The sequence below is a fragment of the Micromonospora sp. NPDC002717 genome (assembly GCF_040295705.1).
Lineage (GTDB): Bacteria > Actinomycetota > Actinomycetes > Mycobacteriales > Micromonosporaceae > Micromonospora.
Genome location: NZ_JBEOVW010000001.1, coordinates 60,240 through 79,327, shown reverse-complemented (window position 1 = coordinate 79,327; position 19,088 = coordinate 60,240). Strand labels below are relative to the sequence as shown.

General features: G+C 74.1%; 19 protein-coding genes. 7 read left to right on the top strand and 12 right to left on the bottom strand.

What is annotated here, in order from left to right; all coding sequences use genetic code 11:
- Positions 1 to 13: 13 nt before the first annotated feature.
- Entirely contained in the window at positions 14 to 601 is a 588-nt protein-coding gene (locus ABT006_RS00405; RefSeq protein WP_350701514.1) for an O-methyltransferase, read from the bottom strand.
- A 299-nt stretch (positions 602 to 900) separates the two neighbouring features.
- Between ABT006_RS00405 and ABT006_RS00400 the strand changes: the two genes are divergently transcribed.
- Together ABT006_RS00400 and ABT006_RS00395 are read left to right on the top strand one after the other, a co-directional pair.
- On the top strand, positions 901 to 2,226 hold the full coding sequence (locus ABT006_RS00400; protein ID WP_466021973.1) for a S1C family serine protease: 1,326 nt from the start codon (positions 901 to 903) through the stop codon (positions 2,224 to 2,226).
- Positions 2,227 to 2,301: 75 nt separating this feature from the next.
- Positions 2,302 to 2,724, top strand: coding sequence for a twin-arginine translocase TatA/TatE family subunit (locus tag ABT006_RS00395; protein ID WP_350701512.1), 423 nt, complete (start codon positions 2,302 to 2,304; stop codon positions 2,722 to 2,724).
- A gap of 201 nt (positions 2,725 to 2,925) precedes the next feature.
- Here the strand turns inward: ABT006_RS00395 and ABT006_RS00390 are convergent, their stop codons facing one another.
- The 3 genes from ABT006_RS00390 to ABT006_RS00380 form a co-directional block, all read right to left on the bottom strand.
- The gene (locus ABT006_RS00390) at positions 2,926 to 4,074 is read right to left on the bottom strand and encodes an Mrp/NBP35 family ATP-binding protein (protein ID WP_350701510.1); all 1,149 of its coding nucleotides are present in this window, start codon (positions 4,072 to 4,074) and stop codon (positions 2,926 to 2,928) included.
- Between the two features lie 158 nt (positions 4,075 to 4,232).
- The gene (locus tag ABT006_RS00385) at positions 4,233 to 4,850 is read right to left on the bottom strand and encodes a DUF1003 domain-containing protein (protein ID WP_350701509.1); all 618 of its coding nucleotides are present in this window, start codon (positions 4,848 to 4,850) and stop codon (positions 4,233 to 4,235) included.
- On the bottom strand, positions 4,843 to 6,126 hold the full coding sequence (locus ABT006_RS00380; RefSeq protein WP_350701507.1) for a magnesium transporter MgtE N-terminal domain-containing protein: 1,284 nt from the start codon (positions 6,124 to 6,126) through the stop codon (positions 4,843 to 4,845). Before ABT006_RS00380 ends, ABT006_RS00385 begins: the two co-directional genes overlap by 8 nt.
- 33 nt (positions 6,127 to 6,159) lie before the next feature.
- Here ABT006_RS00380 and ABT006_RS00375 point away from each other — a divergent pair, with 33 nt between their 5' ends.
- On the top strand, positions 6,160 to 7,029 hold the full coding sequence (locus tag ABT006_RS00375) for a PhzF family phenazine biosynthesis protein (RefSeq protein ID WP_350701505.1): 870 nt from the start codon (positions 6,160 to 6,162) through the stop codon (positions 7,027 to 7,029).
- A gap of 92 nt (positions 7,030 to 7,121) precedes the next feature.
- On the top strand, positions 7,122 to 7,631 hold the full coding sequence (locus ABT006_RS00370; RefSeq protein WP_350701503.1) for a hypothetical protein: 510 nt from the start codon (positions 7,122 to 7,124) through the stop codon (positions 7,629 to 7,631).
- Between the two features lie 40 nt (positions 7,632 to 7,671).
- Here the strand turns inward: ABT006_RS00370 and ABT006_RS00365 are convergent, their stop codons facing one another.
- A complete protein-coding gene (locus ABT006_RS00365; protein WP_350701501.1) occupies positions 7,672 to 8,418 on the bottom strand; it encodes an HAD family hydrolase in 747 nt (248 codons plus the stop codon).
- Positions 8,419 to 8,523: 105 nt separating this feature from the next.
- Between ABT006_RS00365 and ABT006_RS00360 the strand changes: the two genes are divergently transcribed.
- Both ABT006_RS00360 and ABT006_RS00355 read left to right on the top strand, forming a co-directional pair.
- A complete protein-coding gene (locus tag ABT006_RS00360) occupies positions 8,524 to 9,483 on the top strand; it encodes a DMT family transporter (protein ID WP_350701500.1) in 960 nt (319 codons plus the stop codon).
- Between the two features lie 137 nt (positions 9,484 to 9,620).
- Entirely contained in the window at positions 9,621 to 11,822 is a 2,202-nt protein-coding gene (locus tag ABT006_RS00355; protein WP_350701498.1) for an APC family permease, read from the top strand.
- A gap of 39 nt (positions 11,823 to 11,861) precedes the next feature.
- Here the strand turns inward: ABT006_RS00355 and ABT006_RS00350 are convergent, their stop codons facing one another.
- The 6 genes from ABT006_RS00350 to ABT006_RS00325 all read right to left on the bottom strand — a co-directional run bounded on the left by ABT006_RS00350 (position 11,862) and on the right by ABT006_RS00325 (position 17,331).
- Entirely contained in the window at positions 11,862 to 12,605 is a 744-nt protein-coding gene (locus ABT006_RS00350) for a class I SAM-dependent DNA methyltransferase (protein ID WP_350701496.1), read from the bottom strand.
- Positions 12,589 to 13,836, bottom strand: coding sequence for an MFS transporter (locus ABT006_RS00345; RefSeq protein ID WP_350701494.1), 1,248 nt, complete (start codon positions 13,834 to 13,836; stop codon positions 12,589 to 12,591). Before ABT006_RS00345 ends, ABT006_RS00350 begins: the two co-directional genes overlap by 17 nt.
- Complete coding sequence (locus tag ABT006_RS00340; RefSeq protein ID WP_350701492.1) at positions 13,833 to 14,852, bottom strand: alanine racemase; 1,020 nt, start codon at positions 14,850 to 14,852, stop codon at positions 13,833 to 13,835. The genes ABT006_RS00345 and ABT006_RS00340 overlap by 4 nt, the downstream gene beginning before the upstream one ends.
- Positions 14,849 to 15,931, bottom strand: coding sequence for a SagB/ThcOx family dehydrogenase (locus ABT006_RS00335; protein WP_350701490.1), 1,083 nt, complete (start codon positions 15,929 to 15,931; stop codon positions 14,849 to 14,851). Before ABT006_RS00335 ends, ABT006_RS00340 begins: the two co-directional genes overlap by 4 nt.
- Positions 15,932 to 16,144: 213 nt before the next feature.
- A complete protein-coding gene (locus ABT006_RS00330; RefSeq protein WP_350701488.1) occupies positions 16,145 to 16,276 on the bottom strand; it encodes a hypothetical protein in 132 nt (43 codons plus the stop codon).
- A 230-nt stretch (positions 16,277 to 16,506) separates the two neighbouring features.
- Positions 16,507 to 17,331 (bottom strand): SDR family NAD(P)-dependent oxidoreductase, encoded by an 825-nt coding sequence (locus ABT006_RS00325; protein WP_350701487.1) that lies wholly within the window; start codon positions 17,329 to 17,331, stop codon positions 16,507 to 16,509.
- 129 nt (positions 17,332 to 17,460) lie between these two features.
- On the opposite strand from ABT006_RS00325, the gene ABT006_RS00320 reads away from it, so the two are divergent.
- Positions 17,461 to 18,417 carry an HpcH/HpaI aldolase/citrate lyase family protein gene (locus tag ABT006_RS00320; RefSeq protein ID WP_350701486.1) on the top strand — a complete coding sequence of 319 codons (957 nt, stop codon included), beginning with the start codon at positions 17,461 to 17,463 and terminating at the stop codon, positions 18,415 to 18,417.
- A gap of 55 nt (positions 18,418 to 18,472) precedes the next feature.
- Here ABT006_RS00320 and ABT006_RS00315 read toward each other — a convergent pair whose 3' ends face one another.
- On the bottom strand, positions 18,473 to 18,976 hold the full coding sequence (locus tag ABT006_RS00315; RefSeq protein ID WP_350701484.1) for a DUF4190 domain-containing protein: 504 nt from the start codon (positions 18,974 to 18,976) through the stop codon (positions 18,473 to 18,475).
- Positions 18,977 to 19,088: the final 112 nt, after the last annotated feature.

Here is a 19,088-nt window from a genome sequence, read left to right as displayed (position 1 = left end):
GGCCGGCGCCCGGTCAGCACTTGACGGCGGCGAGCAGCCCGTGGCCGACCGGTAGCAGCGCCGGGGTCCAGTGTTCCGACTCCCGGACCGCCTTGATCGTCTCGCGGATGGTGACCGTCTCGACGTCCCGGGCGGCGGGGTCGCCGATCCGGCCGTCGGCCAGCATGCCGTTGAGCGCCAGCACGCCGCCGGGCCGCAGCAGGCGCAGCGCCGCGTCCACGCAGGCGGCGAACCCGGTCGACTCGGCGTCCACGAAGACCAGGTCGTACGCGCCGTCGGCGAGGCGGGGGAGCACGTCCAGCGCCCGACCGGTGATGATCCGGGTCCGGCCGGCGGCGAAGCCCGCCTCGGCGAAGATCCGGCGGGCGATGCGCTGGTGCTCCACCTCCACGTCGATCGTGGTGAGTACACCGTCGGCGCGCATGCCGCGGAGCAGCCAGACCCCGCTGACCCCGGTGCCGGTGCCGATCTCCACCACGGCGCGGGCGCTGCCGGCGGCGGCGAGCAGCCGCAGCGCCGCCCCGGCGCCGGGGGTGACCGCGTCGAGGCCGACCTCCCGGGCCAGGCTGCGGGCGGTGCGCAGTACGAGGTCCTCGGTCACGTAGGACTCGGCGAACTGCAGGGCCTGGGTCGTCGAACTGCCGGAACCGGCGACCGTGGCGATGGGACACCTCCGGGCGGCGCGAGTGGTGCGGGGGCGGGTGGGCACTGTGAGCCTAGAGGCGACGTCGAACGGACGCAGCCGCGCGTCCGCCACCCGACGATCACGGCCGGCAACCGGTGACTGAGTACGTGGCATCCGTGTAATCCTGGAAGCGGTATTCCGTCGATCGCGACCGGGCGGCCCCCTCGCCGGTTCCGTGGTGCGCGGGATCCGGGGAAGGACTGGGAGGCACCGACGTGACCGACGGCTGGGACTGGCGCCAGCCCGGGGGGACTCCGGCACCGGCGCGACCGCCGGGGCCCGGGTACCCGCCGGCGGGGCCGCCACCGGCGCTCCAGGGCGCCGCGGGCGGCACGACATCGCCCTGGTGGTCCGACGCGCTCGCCGACCCGTGGCGCGACCCGGCCGCGCCGGCCGCGGTGGTGGTGCCTGCCGCCCCGAGCCCCGGCACCGAGCCCGAGCCGGTCAGCGACCCGGACGCACCGGGCCGGCCGACGCTACGCCAACTGCTGCTCATCCCGCTGATCACCGCGCTGCTCGCGGGCAGCCTGGGCGGCGCCCTCGGGTACGCCTTCGCGGTGCGCGGCGGCGCCGGGGGCGGGCCGGTGCTCGGCGCCGACCCCCAGGCCCCCGGCCTGGCCCAGCGTCGGCCCGAGTCGCTCGCCGGGGTCGCCGAGCGGGTGCTGCCCAGCGTGGTGACCGTCCGGGTGGCCAGCCTCGGCGGCACCAGCGAGGGCTCCGGCTTCGTCGCCAGCGCCGACGGGCACGTGATCACCAACGACCACGTGGTGGCGGGGGCGACCGGCGGCAAGGCGTCGGTGATCTTCAACGACGGCAGCTCGGCCCCGGCCACCGTGGTCGGGCAGGATCCGGAGTCCGACATCGCGGTGATCAAGGTCTCCCGGACGGGCCTGCGCCCGGTCGAGTTCGGTGACTCGGACGCGCTGGCCGTGGGCGACCCGGTGCTGGCCATCGGGTCGCCCCTCTCGCTGGCCAACACGGTCACCGCCGGCATCGTCAGCGCGCTGGACCGGACGATGCAGGCCGGCGAGCCGGGCGGCCCCACGCGCTACTACGCGGCGATCCAGACCGACGCGGCGGTCAACCACGGCAACTCCGGCGGCCCGCTGGTCGACGGGGCCGGCCGGGTGATCGGCGTCAACTCGACGATCAAGTCGCTGGTCTCGGACGGGCAGGAGGCGGGCAACATCGGCCTCGCCTTCGCCATCCCGATCAACCAGGCCAAGCGGGTCACCCAGGACATCATCGGCACCGGCAAGGCCCGGCGGACGGTGATCGGCGCCCAGGTGGGCGGGCAGGGCGCGGGCACCGGCGGGGCCGGCGTACGCCTGGCGGCCGTCGAGCCGTCCGGGCCGGCGGCCGGCGCGGGGCTGAGGGCCGGCGACGTGATCCTCAAGCTCGCCGGGCGGCCGATGACCGAGCCGACCGACCTGATCGCCCTGGTGCGGAAGTTCGCGCCGGGTTCGGTGGTGACGGTGGAGTACCGCCGGGGCTCCGACCGGCAGAACGCCTCCGTGACGCTGGCCGCAGACGCCAAGTAGCAGCCGGTCACCCCCTCCCCGCGCGGCGTCCGACGTGCGTAGTCTTGCTGCTGACGCGGAGAGGAGGCCCGTGCAGTGTTCGACAACCTGAACTGGTGGGAGATCGGTGGGCTGCTGCTCCTGGCGCTGCTGATCTTCGGCGACCGGCTGCCCGCCGTGATCAGTGACGGCCTGCGGATGGTGCGCAACCTGCGCAACATGGCCCGCAGTGCCACCACCGACCTCAGCCGGGAGCTGGGCACCGACATCCAGCTGGAGGATCTGCACCCCAAGGCGTTCATCCGCAAGCACCTGCTCAGCGAGGAGGACGAGCAGGCGATCCGGAAGCCGCTGCAGGGCGTCTACGACAACCTGCGCGCGGACGTCACCGGCGTGCACAACGAGCTGAAGGACGTCGCCTCCGCCGCGGACCTGCGGTCGAAGGGCACCAGCCCGAGCACCGCCACCGGCGGCGCGCCGGCCCCCGCCCCCCGCGTCAGCTACGACGACGCCACCTGACCCCGCGCCCACCGCTTCGGCCTGACCAGCGCCCCGGCCTGCCCGGCATCGTTCGCGACGGGGCGCCGGGCCGGGCGGACCGGCCGACGCCCGCAGGTCGCCGGGCCGGCGCCGCGCCGTACGCCTCGTGGGAACGGCGACGGGGCGGCGCTCCCTGGGGAACGCCGCCCCGGTCGGGTGGCGACAGCGCCGGCGGGCGGATCAGCGGCCGGCGGGCTTGAGACCCAGCGGCTTGCCGAGCAGCGACTCCCGCCGCAGGGCGAGCCGGTCGGCGACCTGGCCCAGCGCCTTCGCGGCCGGCGACTCCGGCTCGGCCAGCACGATCGGCGTGCCCTCGTCACCGGCCTCGCGGACCCGGGTGTCGAGCGGCACCTGCCCGAGCAGCGGCACCTGCGCGCCGATGGTCTTCGTCAGCGACTCGGCGACCGTCTGGCCGCCGCCCGCGCCGAAGACCTCCATCCGCGAGCCGTCCGGCAGCTCCAGCCAGGACATGTTCTCGATGACGCCGACGACGCGCTGGTGCGTCTGCAGGGCGATCGCGCCGGCCCGCTCCGCCACCTCGGCGGCGGCGGCCTGCGGCGTCGTGACGACCAGGATCTCGGAGTTGGGCAGGAGCTGGGCCAGCGAGATGGCCACGTCGCCGGTGCCCGGCGGCAGGTCGAGCAGGAGCACGTCCAGGTCGCCCCAGTAGACGTCGGCGAGGAACTGCTGCAACGCCCGGTGCAGCATCGGGCCGCGCCACACCACGGCGGCGTTGCCGGCGGTGAACATGCCGATCGAGATGACCTTCACGCCGTGCGACTGCGGCGGCATGATCATGTCCTCGACGCGGGTCGGGCGGCCGTCCGCGCCGAGCATCCGGGGCACCGAGTGGCCGTAGATGTCCGCGTCGACCACGCCGACGGAGAGCCCGCGGGCGGCCAGCGCCGCGGCCAGGTTGACCGTCACGCTGGACTTGCCGACGCCGCCCTTGCCGCTGGCGACCGCGTACACCCGGGTGCGGGAGCCCGGCTGGGCGAACGGGATGACCGGCTCCTGGGAGGCGCCGCCGCCACGCAGCTTCGCCTGGAGCTCCTGGCGCTGCTCGGGGCTCATCACACCGAACTCGATCTCCACGCCGGCCACCCCGGGCACCGCGCCGACCGCCGCCGTGATGTCCGCGCGCAGCTTGTCCTTCAGCGGGCAGCCGGCGACGGTGAGCAGCAGTTCGACCCGTACGACGCCGTCGTCGCCGACCTCGGCGGAGCGGACCATGCCCAGCTCGGTGATGGGCCGGCGGATCTCCGGGTCGTTGACGGTGGCCAGCGCGGCCTGGATCGCGTCGGAGACGGTGCTGACGGGTGCTGACATGCCCGCAATGCTACGTCGGGGGTGACCCCGCGCCGCCGCCAGCGGGGCCCGGTGTGAGCGAATCGATGACGGCGGTTGGGGGTGGACCGCCTACGGTGCGAAGTGGGACGATAAAGGCGAACGCCGCTCGCCCGACCCCTTGGGGCGAGCGGCGTTTTTCAGGCTTCCCGGGCCTCCGGCCGGCCGTCCCGGGCCCAGTCGCCGTCCAGTTCGTCGCGGGGCTCGTCGAGCCCGTCCCCGCCCTGCTCGCGCTGCGCGGACCGCTCCTGCTGGCGGCGCTCCAACCGCTGCCGACGGTGGCTCGCCTCGTCCAGCTCCTCGGCCAGCCGGGCCAGCTCCGAGCGGAGGAAGTCCCGGGTCGCCACCTCGCCCATCGCGTTGCGCAGCGCGGCGATCTCCCGCGCCAGGTACTCCGTGTCGGCCTTCTGCATGGTCGCCCGCCGGCGGTCCTCCTCCAGCGCCACCCGGTCCCGGTCCGCCTGGCGGTTCTGCGCCAGCAGGATCAGCGGGGCCGCGTAGCTGGCCTGGAGGGACAGCACCAGGGTCAGGAACGTGAAGGTGTACGGGTCGAAGCGCAGGTGCGCCGGGGCCAGGGTGTTCCAGCCGAACCAGAGCGCGATCACGACCGTCATGTAGACGATGAAGTTCGCGGTCCCCATGCCCCGGGCGATGCCCTCCGACCACCGCCCGAACGCCTCCGGGTCGAACCGGGGCAGCTTGACGCCCCGGGGCTCGCGCGGCTGGTCGAGCCGCGGCGCCCGTCGCTGGTCAGCCATCCGCGCCGCCCACCGGCTCGGTGGCGGCCGGGCTCGCGGCGGCGTCCCGGTCCCGCCAGTCCCGGGGGAGCAGGTGGTCCAGCACGTCGTCGACCGTGACCGCGCCCACCAGCCGGTTGTTGCGGTCGACCACCGGCATGGCCACCAGGTCGTACGTGGCCATCCGGCGGGTGATCTCCGGCAGCGGGGTGGTGGCCCGCAGCGGGTCGATGTCGTTGACCACCACCCCGCCGAGCAGGTCGGCCGGCGGTTCGCGGAGCAGCCGCTGGAAGTGCACCATGCCGAGGTAGCGGCCGGTCGGGGTGGTCATCGGCGCCCGGGACACGAAGACCTGCGCGGCGATCGCGGGCGAGAGCTGCGGCTCCCGGATCCGGGCCAGGGCCTCGGCGACCGTGGCGTCGGGGGGCAGGATCACCGGCTCGGAGGTCATCACGCTGCCCGCCGTGCCGGGCGTGTACTTGAGCAGCTGACGCACCGGGTCGGCCTCGTCCGGCTGCATCAGGTCGAGCAGCACGTCCTGCTCCGGGGGCGGCAACTCGCTGAGCAGGTCGGCCGCGTCGTCCGGGTCCATCTCCTCCAGGACGTCGGCGGCCCGCTCCCGGTCCAGCGCGGCCAGGATCTCCACCTGGTCGTGCTCCGGCAGCTCGCTCAGCACGTCCGCCAGGCGCTCGTCGTCCAGCGCGGCGGCGACCTCGTTGCGCCGGGCGTCGGGCAGGTCCTGGAGGGCGTTGGCGAGGTCGGCCGGGCGCATGTCCTCCAGCACCGCGAGCAGGTTGGCGGTGCCCCGGCTGTCGGCGATGCCGCTGAGCCCGCGTACCCGCTCCCACTCGACCTGGTGCAGGTGACCCCGGCGGCTCAGCCGGCCCGTCTGCTCGCGTACGGCCACCCGGGTCAGCGACCACTCGCCGCCCCGGCTGCACTCCATCGCCACGTCGACCACCGAGCCCGGCTGCCCGCCCGGCTCGACCTGCACCCGCCGGTCGAGCAGCTCCTGGAGCACGAGCAGCTCGTTCGGGCGCTTCTCGAAGCGCCGCAGGTTGAGCGTGCCGCTGCCGAGCACGACCGCGTCGGCGTCGATGGAGGTGATCCGGTTGATGGAGAGGAAGATGCGCCGCCGCATCGGCATCTCGGCGACCAGCCCGACCACCTCCGGCGGGCGCTGCGTCGGCCGCAGCCGGGCCACCGCGTCGCGGACCCGGCCCACCTGGTCACCGTTGGGGTCGAAGACGGCGACCCCGGCGAGCCGGGCGATGTAGATCCGGGTCGGCGTGCTCACGGGCACCAGCCTAAGCGCCTAGTGTTTATCAACATGTCGACCTTGGCCTACGAGATCGTGGACGTCTTCACCGACCGCCCGTTCGCCGGCAACCCGCTGGCCGTGGTGTTCGGCGCCGAAGCGCTGGCCACCGAGCAGATGCAGGCGCTCGCGTGTGAGTTCAACCTCTCCGAGACGGTGTTCGTACTTCCGCCCACCCAGGTCGGCGCCACCTACCGGGCCCGCATCTTCACCCCGGCCGAGGAGCTGCCCTTCGCCGGGCATCCCAGCGTCGGCGCGGCGGTGACCGCCAGCCGCCGGGGACTCTTCCCGGCGGGGCAGGTCACCCAGGAGTGCGGCGCGGGCGTGCTTCCGATCGAGGTGACCGCGACCGGGGCCACGCTGACCGGCGGCGTTCCCACCCTCGGCCCCGAGCTGGACCCGGAGCCGCTGCTGGAGGTGGCCGGCCTGACCGTGGACGACCACGTCGGCCCGGCGCCCCGGGTGGCCGGCTGCGGGCTGGAGTTCCCGTACCTCCCGGTCCGCCCGGACGCGGTGGCCCGCGCCACGGTGAACGCGGCGGCGGCACAGCGGTACGGAGTGGAGCATGTCAGCGTCTTCTCCTGGGACGCCGCCGCGCAAACCGCGCACGCGCGGGTCTTCGTTCCCGGACTGGGCGTGCCGGAGGACCCGGCCACCGGCTCGGCCGCCCTGGGCCTCGGGGTGTGGCTGGTCGCCAGCGGCCTGCTTCCCGCCGACGGGCGCGCGGCGTACACCGTCCACCAGGGCATCGAGATCAACCGCCCGTCCGTGCTGGCCTGCACGGTGACCGCCGCCGGCGGCCAGGCGGTGGGCGCCACCGTGGCCGGCCACGTCATGCCGGTGGCCCGGGGCGAGATCATGGTCCCCCCGTTCGTCGGCTGACCTGGGCGATCCGTGCCGCCACGCCCACCGGCCACGCGGCCGGACGCCGGGCGGCGCTGACGGGACGGGGGCAGGTGCGGGAGGATGCCGGTGTGACCGACGCGGACCGGACCAGCACGCCGCTGGTCGACGAGGCGATGAAGAAGGCCGCCGTGGCCTGGGTGAGCGTGCCCGGTGGGCCGTCGCTCGCCCTCTGGTGCGTCCCCCTGGAAGGGGCGCTCTTCGTGGTCAGCGGCCCGGGGGAGCAGTCCGCGCCGGGGCTGGCCGACGCCACCGACGCCCAGGTCACCCTGCGCGGCGACCACGGCGGGCGGATCGTCACCTGGCCGGCCCGGGTGAGCCGCCTCGTGCCGGGCACCGAGCACTGGGAGACCACGGCGCCGCTGGTGGCCGCGAAGCGGCTCAACGCGCCCGGGCCGACCACCGAGCTGGTTGACCGCTGGGCGGCCGACGGCTGCGCGGTGAACCGGTTGGCCCCGGCCGGGGAGCCGCTCGCCGGCGCCGCGCTGCCCGCGGGCTCGCTGGCCGAGGTGCCCCGGGAGGCGCCGGTGGTCCGGGCGATCCGCAAGCCGTTCCGCCTGCACCGGGTCCGCCGCCGCTGAGACCGGGCCGGTCACGTCGTGGGCCGCGGGCACGGCCGGGTCACGAGAGGCAGCCCGCCGGCACGGGTGCCCCCGCCGATGCCGGCGTGCCCGCCGGCATCGGCGACCGGTCGACCAGGTCGACCACCTCGTCGAGTGAGCGCAGCACCGGCCCGCGCCAGGCCGCGTCGGCGTTGAACACCATGTGCTCGGCCAGGTCCGGCGCGGCCAGCCGCACCGCGGTCATGCCGGCCCGCTCCGCCCCGGTCAGCTCCTGGCTGCCGCCGTCGCCCACGTAGAGGCAGTCCGCCGCGGCCACGCCGAGCCGCCCGCACGCCGCCTGGTAGAGCGCCAGGTCCGGCTTGCAGCGCCCGACCTGCACCGAGAAGACCCGCACGTCGAGCAGCGGAGCGACCGGCAACTGCGGCAGGAACGCCGGCAACTCGTGGGTGCAGTCGCTGATCACCCCGGTCCGCAGGCCGCGCCGGCGCAGCGCGGCCAGCGTGGGCACCGCCTCGTCGCGCAGCCGCGTGTCGGCGCGTACGGCCCGGTGGCGGGAGGCCACCGCCGACCGGACCGCGTCGTCCGAGGGGTGCACGCCGGCCTGCTCGCAGACCCAGCGCAGCGTCGCCTCGGCGTTGCCGTACCGGCCGCAGGCCCGCTCGTAGAAGGTGCGGTCGAGCACGTCGACGAGCGTGTGGGGCGGGCAGCCGAGCAGCTCGGCGGTCGACCGGTGCGCCGCGCCCCGCTGCACGGAACAGGTCAGCGTGCCGAAGAAGTCGAACAGCACCGCCTGGTAGGTGGGCATGGGAGCGCCTCCGGGCGGTCGAGGGGGTCGCCGGCGCGGACAGGCATGATCGTAACCGAGCGTTGACCGTCCGTGGTGGCCCGTGCCGTGTGAGGATTGCTCCCCGTGCCCACCGCACCACACCGCCCGACGCTCGACCCGGTGACCACCGGGGCGCTCGTCCTGGCCGTCGCCGCCGTCTCGTCGTCCGCCCCGCTGGTGGCGTTCGCGGCGGCGCCCGCCCTGGCTGTCGCGTTCTGGCGCAACACGCTCTCGGTCGCCGTGCTCGTCCCGTACGCGCTGGGCCGGCGGCGCGCCGAGTTCCGGTCGCTGACGGTCGGCGCCGGGCGGCGCGAGGGCCTCTACTGCGTCCTGTCCGGGGTCGCCCTCGCCGCCCACTTCGCCACCTGGATGCCGAGCGCCCAGCTCACCTCGGTCGCCGCGGCGACCGCGCTGGGCGCCACCCAGCCGGTCTGGCAGGGCCTGATCGCCCGCGGCCAGGGCCGCCGCCTGCCGGTCGCGGTGTGGGTCGGCATCGGGGTGGCGGTCGCCGGGGCGGCCCTCGCCACCGGGGCCGACTTCGGCGTCTCGGGCCGGGCCTTCGCGGGCGACCTGCTGGCGGTGGTCGGCGGGATGTTCGCGGCGGTCTACACCGCGTTCGGCGAGCGGGCCCGCACGACGATCAGCACGACCACGTACACCACCATCTGCTACGGGGTCTGCGCGCTGCTCCTGCTGGTGGTCTGCCTGGTCGGCGGGGTGCCGCTGACCGGCTTCGACACCGGCACCTGGGCCGCCGTGCTGGCCCTGGTGGCCGGCGCCCAACTGCTCGGGCACTCGATGTTCAACTACGCGCTGCGCCGGGTCTCGGCGACCACGATCAGCGTGCTGGTCCTGCTGGAGGCCCCGGGCGCGGCCCTGATCGGCTGGGCCTGGCTGGGGCAACTGCCCCGAGTCACCGCACTGTCCGGGCTGGCGCTGCTGCTGGCCGGCGTCGCGGTGGTGGTGCTCGGCGGAGCCCGCGCCGCCCGCCGCGTCCCGGCGTCCGCCGCCGTCCCGGCCGACATGGGCCCGCTACGCGACTGACCGCCCGCCACCCCGTGCCCCGGGCCCGGTCGGCCTGTCGCCAACCACTCTTTGCCGCGAGAACCGCCGTTCCGCCCGCCGGAGGCGGCCGCGTCCGTGAGAGTGCGGGGGAGGGAAGACACGGGACGGGACGGCGGATGGCGAAGCGGGACGGCAGCAAGGGCGATCGTGGCACGGTCGTCACGCCGTCGGCCGAGTTCCCGCCACTCGACCCCGACGAGCTGCGTGCGCTGCGCCGGATCGGCGACCGCTGGCGGACCGCCCGGCCGGGCCGACCACCCGGCGGGGACACCCTGCCCGTCGATCCGGCGCTGCGTCGTCATCCCGGCCAGCCGGCCCCGACCCGGTTCGGCCGGCTCGCCCCGATCGCGATGTTCCGGGTCGGGGAGCCGGACGAGCTGGTCGCCGCCGAGCCGGCGAACCTGCCCGGCACCCGCCTCGGCCGGGCGGGCACCCGGTTGCGGCGGGTGCTGTTCGGGCCGCCGCTGAGCAGCGCCGCCGTGCTCTACGAGCGGATGCGCAAGCTGGTCGCCCTGCCGGTGCTCTCCTCCGACCTGCTCAGCTCGGTGGCGTACGGGCCGGAGGCGATGCTCGCCGTGCTGCTGCTCGCCGGCAGCGGCGCGCTCGGGCTGTCCCTGCCGCTGGCCGCCGGGCTGGCGCTGCTCATGGTCGCGGTCGGCGTCTCCTACCGGCAGACCGTGGCCGCCTACCCGCACGGGGCCGGCTCGTACATCGTGGCCGGCGACAACCTGGGCGCGGGGGCGGGCCTCGCCGCGGCGGCGGGTCTGATGATGGACTACGTGCTGACCGTGGCGGTGTCCGTCTCCGCCGGCGTCAAGGCGGTCACCTCGGCGGTCCCGGGGCTGACCGGCTGGACGGTGCCCCTCGGGCTGGCCGTGGTCGGCGTGCTGCTCGCCGGCAACCTGCGGGGCGTCCGCACCGCCGGCAACCTCTTCGTGCTGCCCACGTACGCCTTCGTCGTCGCGCTGCTGGCGCTGCTCGCGGTCGGCTGGTTCCGCGTGGCCGAGCGGGGGTTCGTCCCGGTCGACCCGCCGCCGGTGCCGGCCGTCGAGGGGCTGGGGCTGCTGCTGGTGCTCCGCGCGTTCTCCTCCGGGGCGGTGTCGATGACCGGCATCGAGGCGGTCTCGAACGCGGTGCCCGCGTTCCGGCGGCCGGAGTGGCGCAACGCGCGCACCACGCTGACCTGGATGGTCGCGATGCTGGTGCTGTTCTTTCTCGGGCTCATCGGGCTGATCCACCTGTCCGGGCTGGTGCCCACCGCCGAGCAGTCGATGCTCTCCCAGTTGGCCCGGGTCACGTTTCCCAGCGGTCCCTGGTACGGGCTGGTCCAGGCCGCGACGGCGATGATCCTGCTGCTGGCCGCGAACACCGCCTTCAACGACTTTCCCCGCCTGCTGTTCTTCATGGCCCGGGAGGGTCACGCGCCGCGCCGGTTCCTGCACATGGGGGATCGGCTCGCCTTCAGCAACGGGCTGGTCGCGCTGACCGCCGCGGCGGCGGTGATCCTGGTGGCCTTCCGGGGGCGCACCGAGGCGCTGATCCCGCTCTACGCGGTCGGGGTGTTCCTGGCCTTCACCCTGTCCCAGACGGGCATGGTGGTGCACTGGCGCCGCCGGCGCGGGCCCGGCTGGCGACGCCGGGCGACGATCAACGCGGTCGGCGCCGTCTTCTCGGGGCTGGTCCTGGTCACCGCGGCGGTCGCCAAGTTCACCGAGGGCGCCTGGGTGGTGGTCGTCGCCGTGCCGCTGCTGATCCTGTTGTTCCGGGCCATCCAGCGGCACTACCGGATGCTGCACCGGTCCCTCGCGCTGCACCCGCCGCCGGCCGGCACGGCGCCCGGGCCGCCGGTGGTGCCGGCGCGGCCGCCCGCCGCCGGGCCCGCCGCGCCCGAGGACGAGGAACTGCCCGAGCAGGTACGCCACCTCGTGGTGGTGCCGGTCGCCCGGCTGAACCGGTCCTCGCTGCGGGCCCTGGCGTACGCGGCCTCGCTCGGGCAGCCGACGCTGGCCGTGCACATCGCCCCCGAGGAGCCGGAGGCGGACCGGTTCCGGGAGCAGTGGCAGGCATGGGGCGACCACCTGCGGCTGGAGACGATCGTGTCCCCGTACCGGGCGGTGATCGGGCCGCTCGCGCACTATCTGGAGGCGCTGCACGCCTCCCGCGCCGACCTGGTGCTGACCGTCGTCGTGCCGGAGGTGGTGGTACGCAGCCGCTGGCACCGGCCGCTGCACAGCCGTACCGAGCACCGGCTCCGCGCGGCGCTGCGCCGGCTGCCCGGGGTGGTGGTCACCAGCCTGCCGGTGCACCTGGACGGGTAGCCGCCCGGGCGGCGTCGAGGGACGGCTGCGGCGTGGTCGTCAGTCGCGTCGGGCGAGCACCGCGACCCTGGGCAGCGCCTCCGGGTCCGGTACCGGCGTGAGCAGGTCGTCAATGGCGGCGACGTGGCTCGGCACCCAGCCGGCATCCGCCAGGGCGGAGAGCACGTCTGCCACGGGGTGAGCGGTGTTGTTGATCGTCGTGGCGAACGGGGTCGCGCGGCCGTCGCCGGTGCGTAGCTCACCGGTGATGTGCAGCGGGCGGCGATCGCCGTCGAGCGGGCCCCGCGCCACCACGACCGAGGCTGTCTCATCCTGGCGGGTGACCGACGGTACATCGGCGAGGAGTCCCTTGATCGTGGACATGTCGAAGCCGAACCATCCGCCCGGGGTGACTGCCCTGTGGACGCAGCGCAGGTAGGCACGGATCCGGTCGATTCCGCCGACGTGGTTGAGGATGTCGTACGTGGAGACCGCGAACGCGCAGGGTCGCGGCACCTCGAAGGCCGCGGCGTCCGCGGCGATCAGCACCGTGTCGGTGCCGGCCAGCCGTTCGCGGGCGCGGGCGATCATCGCCTCGGAGACGTCGACCCCGACGATCCGATAGCCGGCGGAGGCGAACCGGGCGGCCACGATGCCGGTACCGCAACCGACATCGAGCAGGCTCCGCTCAGACCCGGGTGCCACGTGCGCGTGCAGCCGCAGCCACGCGTCGCCCATCCGCTCCGGGTACGGCGCCCAGAAGCGGTCATACGCCGTGGCGAAGGCGTCAACGTACTCGGCCATCAAGTTGCCTTTCGTAGTGCCGGACGGGGGAGCTGGCCAACGGGACGAGCGCCGCGACGAAGATCACCGTGGCCAGGCCGAGCAGGGCCGTCCGTACGCCGATTCCGGGTACGACGAAACCGGCGGCGACCATGACCGGCGGTCCCAGTCCCACCGCCCCCAGCCACTCGTACGCGCTCACGCGGGACATCGCCTCCGTCGGCACCTCGGACTGGACGGTCGTCTCCCACAGCACGCCGAAGACATCGAAGGCCACGCCTGCCAGCACGGCAGCGAGGATCACGAACGGCAGCGCGGCGCCGGAGCCGAGCAGTAACGCCGGCAGTCCCAGCAGCGAGACGGCGAGTACGGCCGTGCGCAGGGGACGGGTCGTCCTGATGTGCATCGCGACCAGCACACCGGCGAACATGCCCACCGCGTACCCGGCGAGGACGCCGGACCACACGCCCGCGCCACCCAGGTGCGCTCTGGCGAGCAACGGCCCCGCGAGCCCGAAGGTGACCCCGACGGCGGCGTTGATCACGGCCGCGGAGAGCACGATCCGCCACAGCCAGGGCCGCCCGACGAACTCACGCCAACCGTCGCCGAGCTCGGCTGGCAGATCTCGCCTGGTTGTCCGGGGCGCCGTGGCGAGGCGCAGCCGCGCGAGAAGTCCGGCGGCGACGGCGAACGTCGCGGCGTCGAGGGCCAGTGCCCAACCCGGCCCCAGCCAGGTGATCAGCGCGCCGCCCACGGTGAAGCCCGCCACCGTGGCGGTGTTCGTACCCAGCCGCAGCACGGCGTTGCCGCGCTGCCGCGCCTGTGGCGCGACCAGTTCGGCGGTCAGTCCGTTCAGCGAGGGCAGCAGGAGTGCCGAGGCGGTGCCGGCGACGGCCGCGCAGATGGCGAGGGCGGCGACGCTTGCCCGCCCGGTCAGTACGAGGAGGGTCATCCCGCCGTAGGCAGTGCCGCACATCAGTTCTGCGGCCACGAGCACGCGGTGGCGCGGCAGCCGGTCGCCGATGACGCCGCCGAGCAGCATCAGCGCGATTCTGGGCACCGAGATCGCGGCGAGGACGAGCGACAGCGCCGGAGGCGATCCGTCGGGAAGATCGAGTACGGCGAAGGTCAGCGCGAGCGGGCCGATCGCGTTGCCGAAGACGGAGATCGTCCTGGCGGTGGCGAACAGGACGAACCGGCGCTGGCGCAGCGGGTTCACCGGTCGTTCCACGGACGCGACGGCGTCGGTCATGCCCGATCCGGGCGGACCAACGACTGCCACCGCGCCACCGGCTCGCCCGAGTCGAGCACGTGCAGCAGCGGCTGGCGAGCCACCACGGGGCACACGTGCCCGGGCAGCACCCGCAACTCGTCGCCGACGGACGCCGACTCCGGGGCGACCGGTGTGCCGTCGAGCCCGGTCATCACGACACCGGTCATCCAGGTCTGGTCGGCGCCTGCGAGCAGCGCGTCGGCGTCGGTGTGCAGCACCGACCCGTCGTTCCCGGTGACGGTTGTGATGACGGCGATCGCGACCGCATCGGGGTCGCACTCGCCCAACCGGGCCAGCCCCCCGTCGAGCAGCGCGTACGCGCCGGCGCAGACCTCGGTCACGCCAGCGACGTCCAGCGCGCCGACGAGGGTCGGCGTGCCGCCGACGCTCACCGCCGGACAGGGTGGTCCGGCCGCGCGGATCCGCTTCGCGACCGACACCAGCAGTTGCGCCTGGCGGCGGCCGAGACCAACCCTGTCGCGCACGGTGGCGGAGTCGGTGATCCCCACGTACCCGGTCACGCCCGCCAGGCGCAGCCCGCGGGTTTCCGCGATCGACGCGGCCAGTTCCCCGGCCGCGTCGGGGCTGACGCCGACCCGGTGCAGACCGGTGTCGACCTCGATCCGTACGTCGAGTTCGACACCGTGGGCCACGGCCGCCGCGCCGAGCCCGGTCACCGCGTCCGGGTGGTCCACGTGCACCGTCACCGCGCAGTGTCGCGCGAGCTGGGCGAACCTGGTCCAACGCCACGGATCACGCCACGGCCACGCTACCGCCACGTCCGTCACGCCCACCTCCAGGTAGGCCATGGCCTCGGCTGCGGAGTGGACCGCGATGCCCACCGCGCCCGCGGCCACCTGCCGGGCGGCGATCTCGGGACTTCGGTGCCCCTTGACGTGTGCGCGCACGGCGACACCGGCTTCGCCCACGAGCTTGCCGTATCGCGAGATGTTCGCGTCCAGCCTGGCCAGGTCGACGGTTACCCTCGGCGTCATTCGCCGAGTCCGTGCCAGGCGTCGGGGGGAAAGGAGAAGGCCGCCTCGCCGCCGGCGAGCATCGCCGCCTGACGTTCCCGCTCAGCGGGATGCGGAACGCCGACGCCGGACACGCCGAGGAAGATTTCATCCGACCAGGACAGTCCGAGGGCGTCCTCGACAAGCGCGTCGCGGGTGGCGGCGGTGAAGAACGTCCCGAGACCGAGCGCGGTCGCGGTGAGGTACACGGTCTGACTCAGGTGGCCGACGTCGAGCAGGAGCGCACGGTACGCGCGCGCGGCCGGGTACTTCCACACGGTCCGATCGAGGATCGCCGCGTACATCAGCAGGAAGCCGGCCTGGGCTGCGTGTGGCTGCCCACCGCACCACTCGCGCAGCCGGTCCTCGCCACTCGCGGCCGCGAGCCGCACCAGTTCGTGGTGGCGCACCGAATAGTGGTAGACGCCGGGCTCCAGCCCCTCTACATCGCGGATCACCGGATAGACCTCGACCGGATGACGGGCCCCGCCGGACGGAACGGTCTTGAGCAACGTCGTCCCGACTCCCGAAACCTCCACCTCGCGACGGACACCGGCCGTCCAACGCAGCAGGGCGGCGAATGCCGACAGCGGCACCGGACGTTCCGGGTCGAACCATCGCGTCGACCGCCGGGCCGCAAGGACCCTGGTGAAGTCGACCACAGGCGGGTCGGCATGGGGTAGGGCGACTCGCGGCCCGTCATACTCCTTGACCGGGTCCGGCTGACCGGCCTTGGCGCGAAGCACCGCGGCGTCCTCGGCCGCGGAGCGGAAGACGTCGCTGCCGAGCGTGCGGCTGGCCAGGTGGTAGTAGGTGGCCGCAGGCCCGAGGTCGCGCCAGGCACCGAGGCGTTCCTCCTGAGCGTGCTCCGGTGAACCCTCGGCGATGAGAACGTGGGCGTTGAGGAGCTGCTGCGCGAGCCGGCCGTCGAGCTCGGCCCAGTCGGCGTAGTCGCGCAGCAGCCTCTCAGCCTCAACAGTCAACGCGAACTGCCGGTGCCTCAGCGGATCGTCGCAGACCAACTGACCATCACGCCACAGGAAGACGACCAGCCGCGACACACGGACACGCATGACTGATCAGGCATCAACCGGCGGCTCCAGGCACGTCAGTTCCTGGTCGTAGTCGTCGGACACCACCGGCTCGAAGGCCTCAACCTGCTCGGTCATGTGCGCTCTCCCTCCACTGATCGGCGTCGATCACTGCAACGCACCGTATCAGCAAGTCCACAGTGAACACAGCCCTCCGGCGGATCGGCCCGTAGGGGGCACGTGTCAGACCTCGTGGACCTCCAGCACCCGGGCGGCCGGGGCGGCGTCACCCAGCGCGGCCCGCAGGGCCACCCGCTCCGGGTCGGCCAGGAAGGCGTCGTAACCGTCGCGGGTGTCGAACCGGATCAGGTGCACCCAGGGCGACCACGCGCAACGCCGCAGCCGGATCGGTGACCAGCGACTTCCAGAAGTGGTGGTCGACGTGGCGGCCCGGGATGCCCTCCCGACGCCCGGTGTCGAGGTAGCCGTTGCGGCGGTAGAACTCCGGCGCCTGGAACGAGAACGAGGCGCCGGACATCTGGGTACAGCCGCGACGGCGGGCCTCCTCGGCGGCGCGCAGCAGCCGGCCGCCCCGGCCTACACCGCTATCCCGCGACGCCGACCGCCTCGGCGCTGGCCGCCCAGAGCCGGGCGGCGAGCTGCGGGTCGGCCGCCTTGCGCAGCGGCCGGCGCGGCTGCCGGTCGGCGTAGTAGCCGCCGGTACGCAGCCGGGACGGGTCCTGGTTGGCGAGCCAGACCAGCGTCTCGGCCCCCTTCTCGGGGCTGCGGAACGGCAGCAGCCGCATGCCCAGGGCGACCAGCCGGCTGTCGTTGCCGAACCGGGTGCGCACCACCCCGGGGTGGAGGCAGTACGCCGGGATCTCCGGCCAGCGCCGGGCCGCCTCGGCCGTGAAGAGGATGTTCGCCTGCTTGCTGGTGCCGTACGCCTGCATCGGCCGGTAGCGGCGCAGCGGGGCGTTCAGGTCGTCCGGGTCGAGCGCGCCGCTGCGGTGCGCGGCGGAGGCGGTCACCACCATCCGGCCGATCCGGTCCCGCAGCAGGCTGCTGAGCAGGAACGGGGCCAGGTGGTTGGCCTGGACCGTCAGCTCGAAACCGTCGACGGTGGTGAGCGGCTGGAGGACGATCGCGCCGGCGTTGTTGGCCAGCACGTCGATCCGGTCGTACGCGGCCCGCAGCTTCTCCGCCAGCCGGCGGACGTCGTCCAGCACCGCGAAGTCGGCCCGGAACAGCTCGGGCCGCTCGCCGGACGCCTCGCGCACCTGCTCCGCCGCGGCCTGGAGCCGGGCCGGGTCCCGGCCGACCAGTACCACCTGGTCACCGCGGCGCGCCAGGTCGACGGCGGCCGCCAGCCCGATGCCCGAGCTGGCCCCGGTCACCACCACCAGCCGACGCCCAGTGAAATCTTCCACAGGTCCATTCACCCCGGTCACGGCACGAGGTTACCGTGGCGTCACAAAGCCCCTTTGGGATCGTTAAGTTCTCGCCTTTCTCGTCAGGTGGCGTCGGCGTGCCCGCCGCACGCTGGAAGGAGCGCATCCATGGCCGCAGTCGGTCACCCCCGCCGGTCCTGCCTCGCGGTACCCGGCTCCAGCGTCAAGATGCTCGGCAAGGCCCAGGGCCTCCCCGCCGACCAGGTCTTCCTGGACCTGGAGGACGCGGTCGCCCCGCTGGCCAAGCCCGACGCCCGGAAGAACATCGTCGCGGCGCTCAACGAGGGCGACTGGTCGGGCAAGACCCGGGTCGTGCGCGTCAACGACCTGACCACCCCGTGGACCTACCGGGACGTCATCGACGTGGTCGAGGGGGCCGGCGCGAACCTCGACTGCATCATGCTGCCGAAGGTGCAGAACGCGGCCCAGGTGCAGTGGCTCGACATGACGCTGACCCAGCTGGAGAAGACGCTCGGCCTGGAGGTCGGCCGCATCGGCATCGAGGCGCAGATCGAGAACGCCGCCGGCCTGGTCAACGTGGACGCCATCGCCGCCGCCTCGCCCCGCGTCGAGACGATCATCTTCGGCCCGGCCGACTTCATGGCCTCCATCAACATGAAGTCCCTGGTGGTCGGCGCCCTCATCCCGGACTACCCGGGCGACCCCTACCACTACATCCTCATGCGCATCCTGATGGCCGCGCGGATGCACGACAAGCAGGCCATCGACGGCCCGTTCCTGCAGATCCGCGACGTGGACGCGTTCCGCGAGGTGGCGAAGCGCTCGGCGGCGCTCGGCTTCGACGGCAAGTGGGTGCTGCACCCGGGCCAGATCGACGCCGCCAACGAGGTCTACTCGCCGGCCCAGGCCGACTACGACCACGCCGAGCTGATCCTCGACGCGTACGAGCACTACACCTCGGAGGCGGGCGGGCGGCTCGGCGCCGTGATGCTCGGTGACGAGATGATCGACGAGGCGTCGCGCAAGATGGCGCTGGTCGTCGCGGCGAAGGGCCGGGCGGCCGGGATGACCCGGACCTCCACCTTCACCCCGCCGGCGGAGTGAGGCCGCACCGTACGATCCGTGCCGCCCCGGCCCGCGCCGGGGCGGCACGGTTGCGTCAGTAACTGCTGCTGGAGCTGCTCTGGGTGATCGCCAGGACGAAGATCCCCACGTAGAAGAGGATCAGCAGCACGAGCAGGCCGGTGAGGATCCAGCCGATGATGATGGCGGCCTTCGCCATGCCCTCGCCGCCCTCGCCGGTCTGCCGGATCTGCTTGGCCGCGACGTGACCGAGGATCGCACCGACCGGCGCGGTGATGCAGGACGTGAAGCCGACCAGGGAGAGCACCAGGGCGGCGATCGCCATGCCGTTGGTCTTCTGCGGGGCGCCGTAGCCGTAGGTCGGGTAGGCCGGCGGCGGGTATCCGGCGGGCGCGGACGGGTCCGCCTGCTTCATGCCGGCGTACGGGTCGCCGCCCGCGTACGGGTCCGCCGGGGCGTACGGGTCGGCGGTGGGTTGGGTGGGGATGGGTTGGCCGCTCGCCGGGTCGGCGGGCGGGCTCGACTGCTGGCCCGACCACGCCGGGTCGTTCCAGCCGCCGGACGGCGGGGGATATGTCATTCGTCTACTCCGTTGGGTGCGGGTGCGCCCGTCAGGGTAGTCACGCCGGCGCAAACCCTGGGGGGTCGCCACCGGGTGTGCCGCGTTGCCCGGGCCCCGGGAAGCGGGCAGG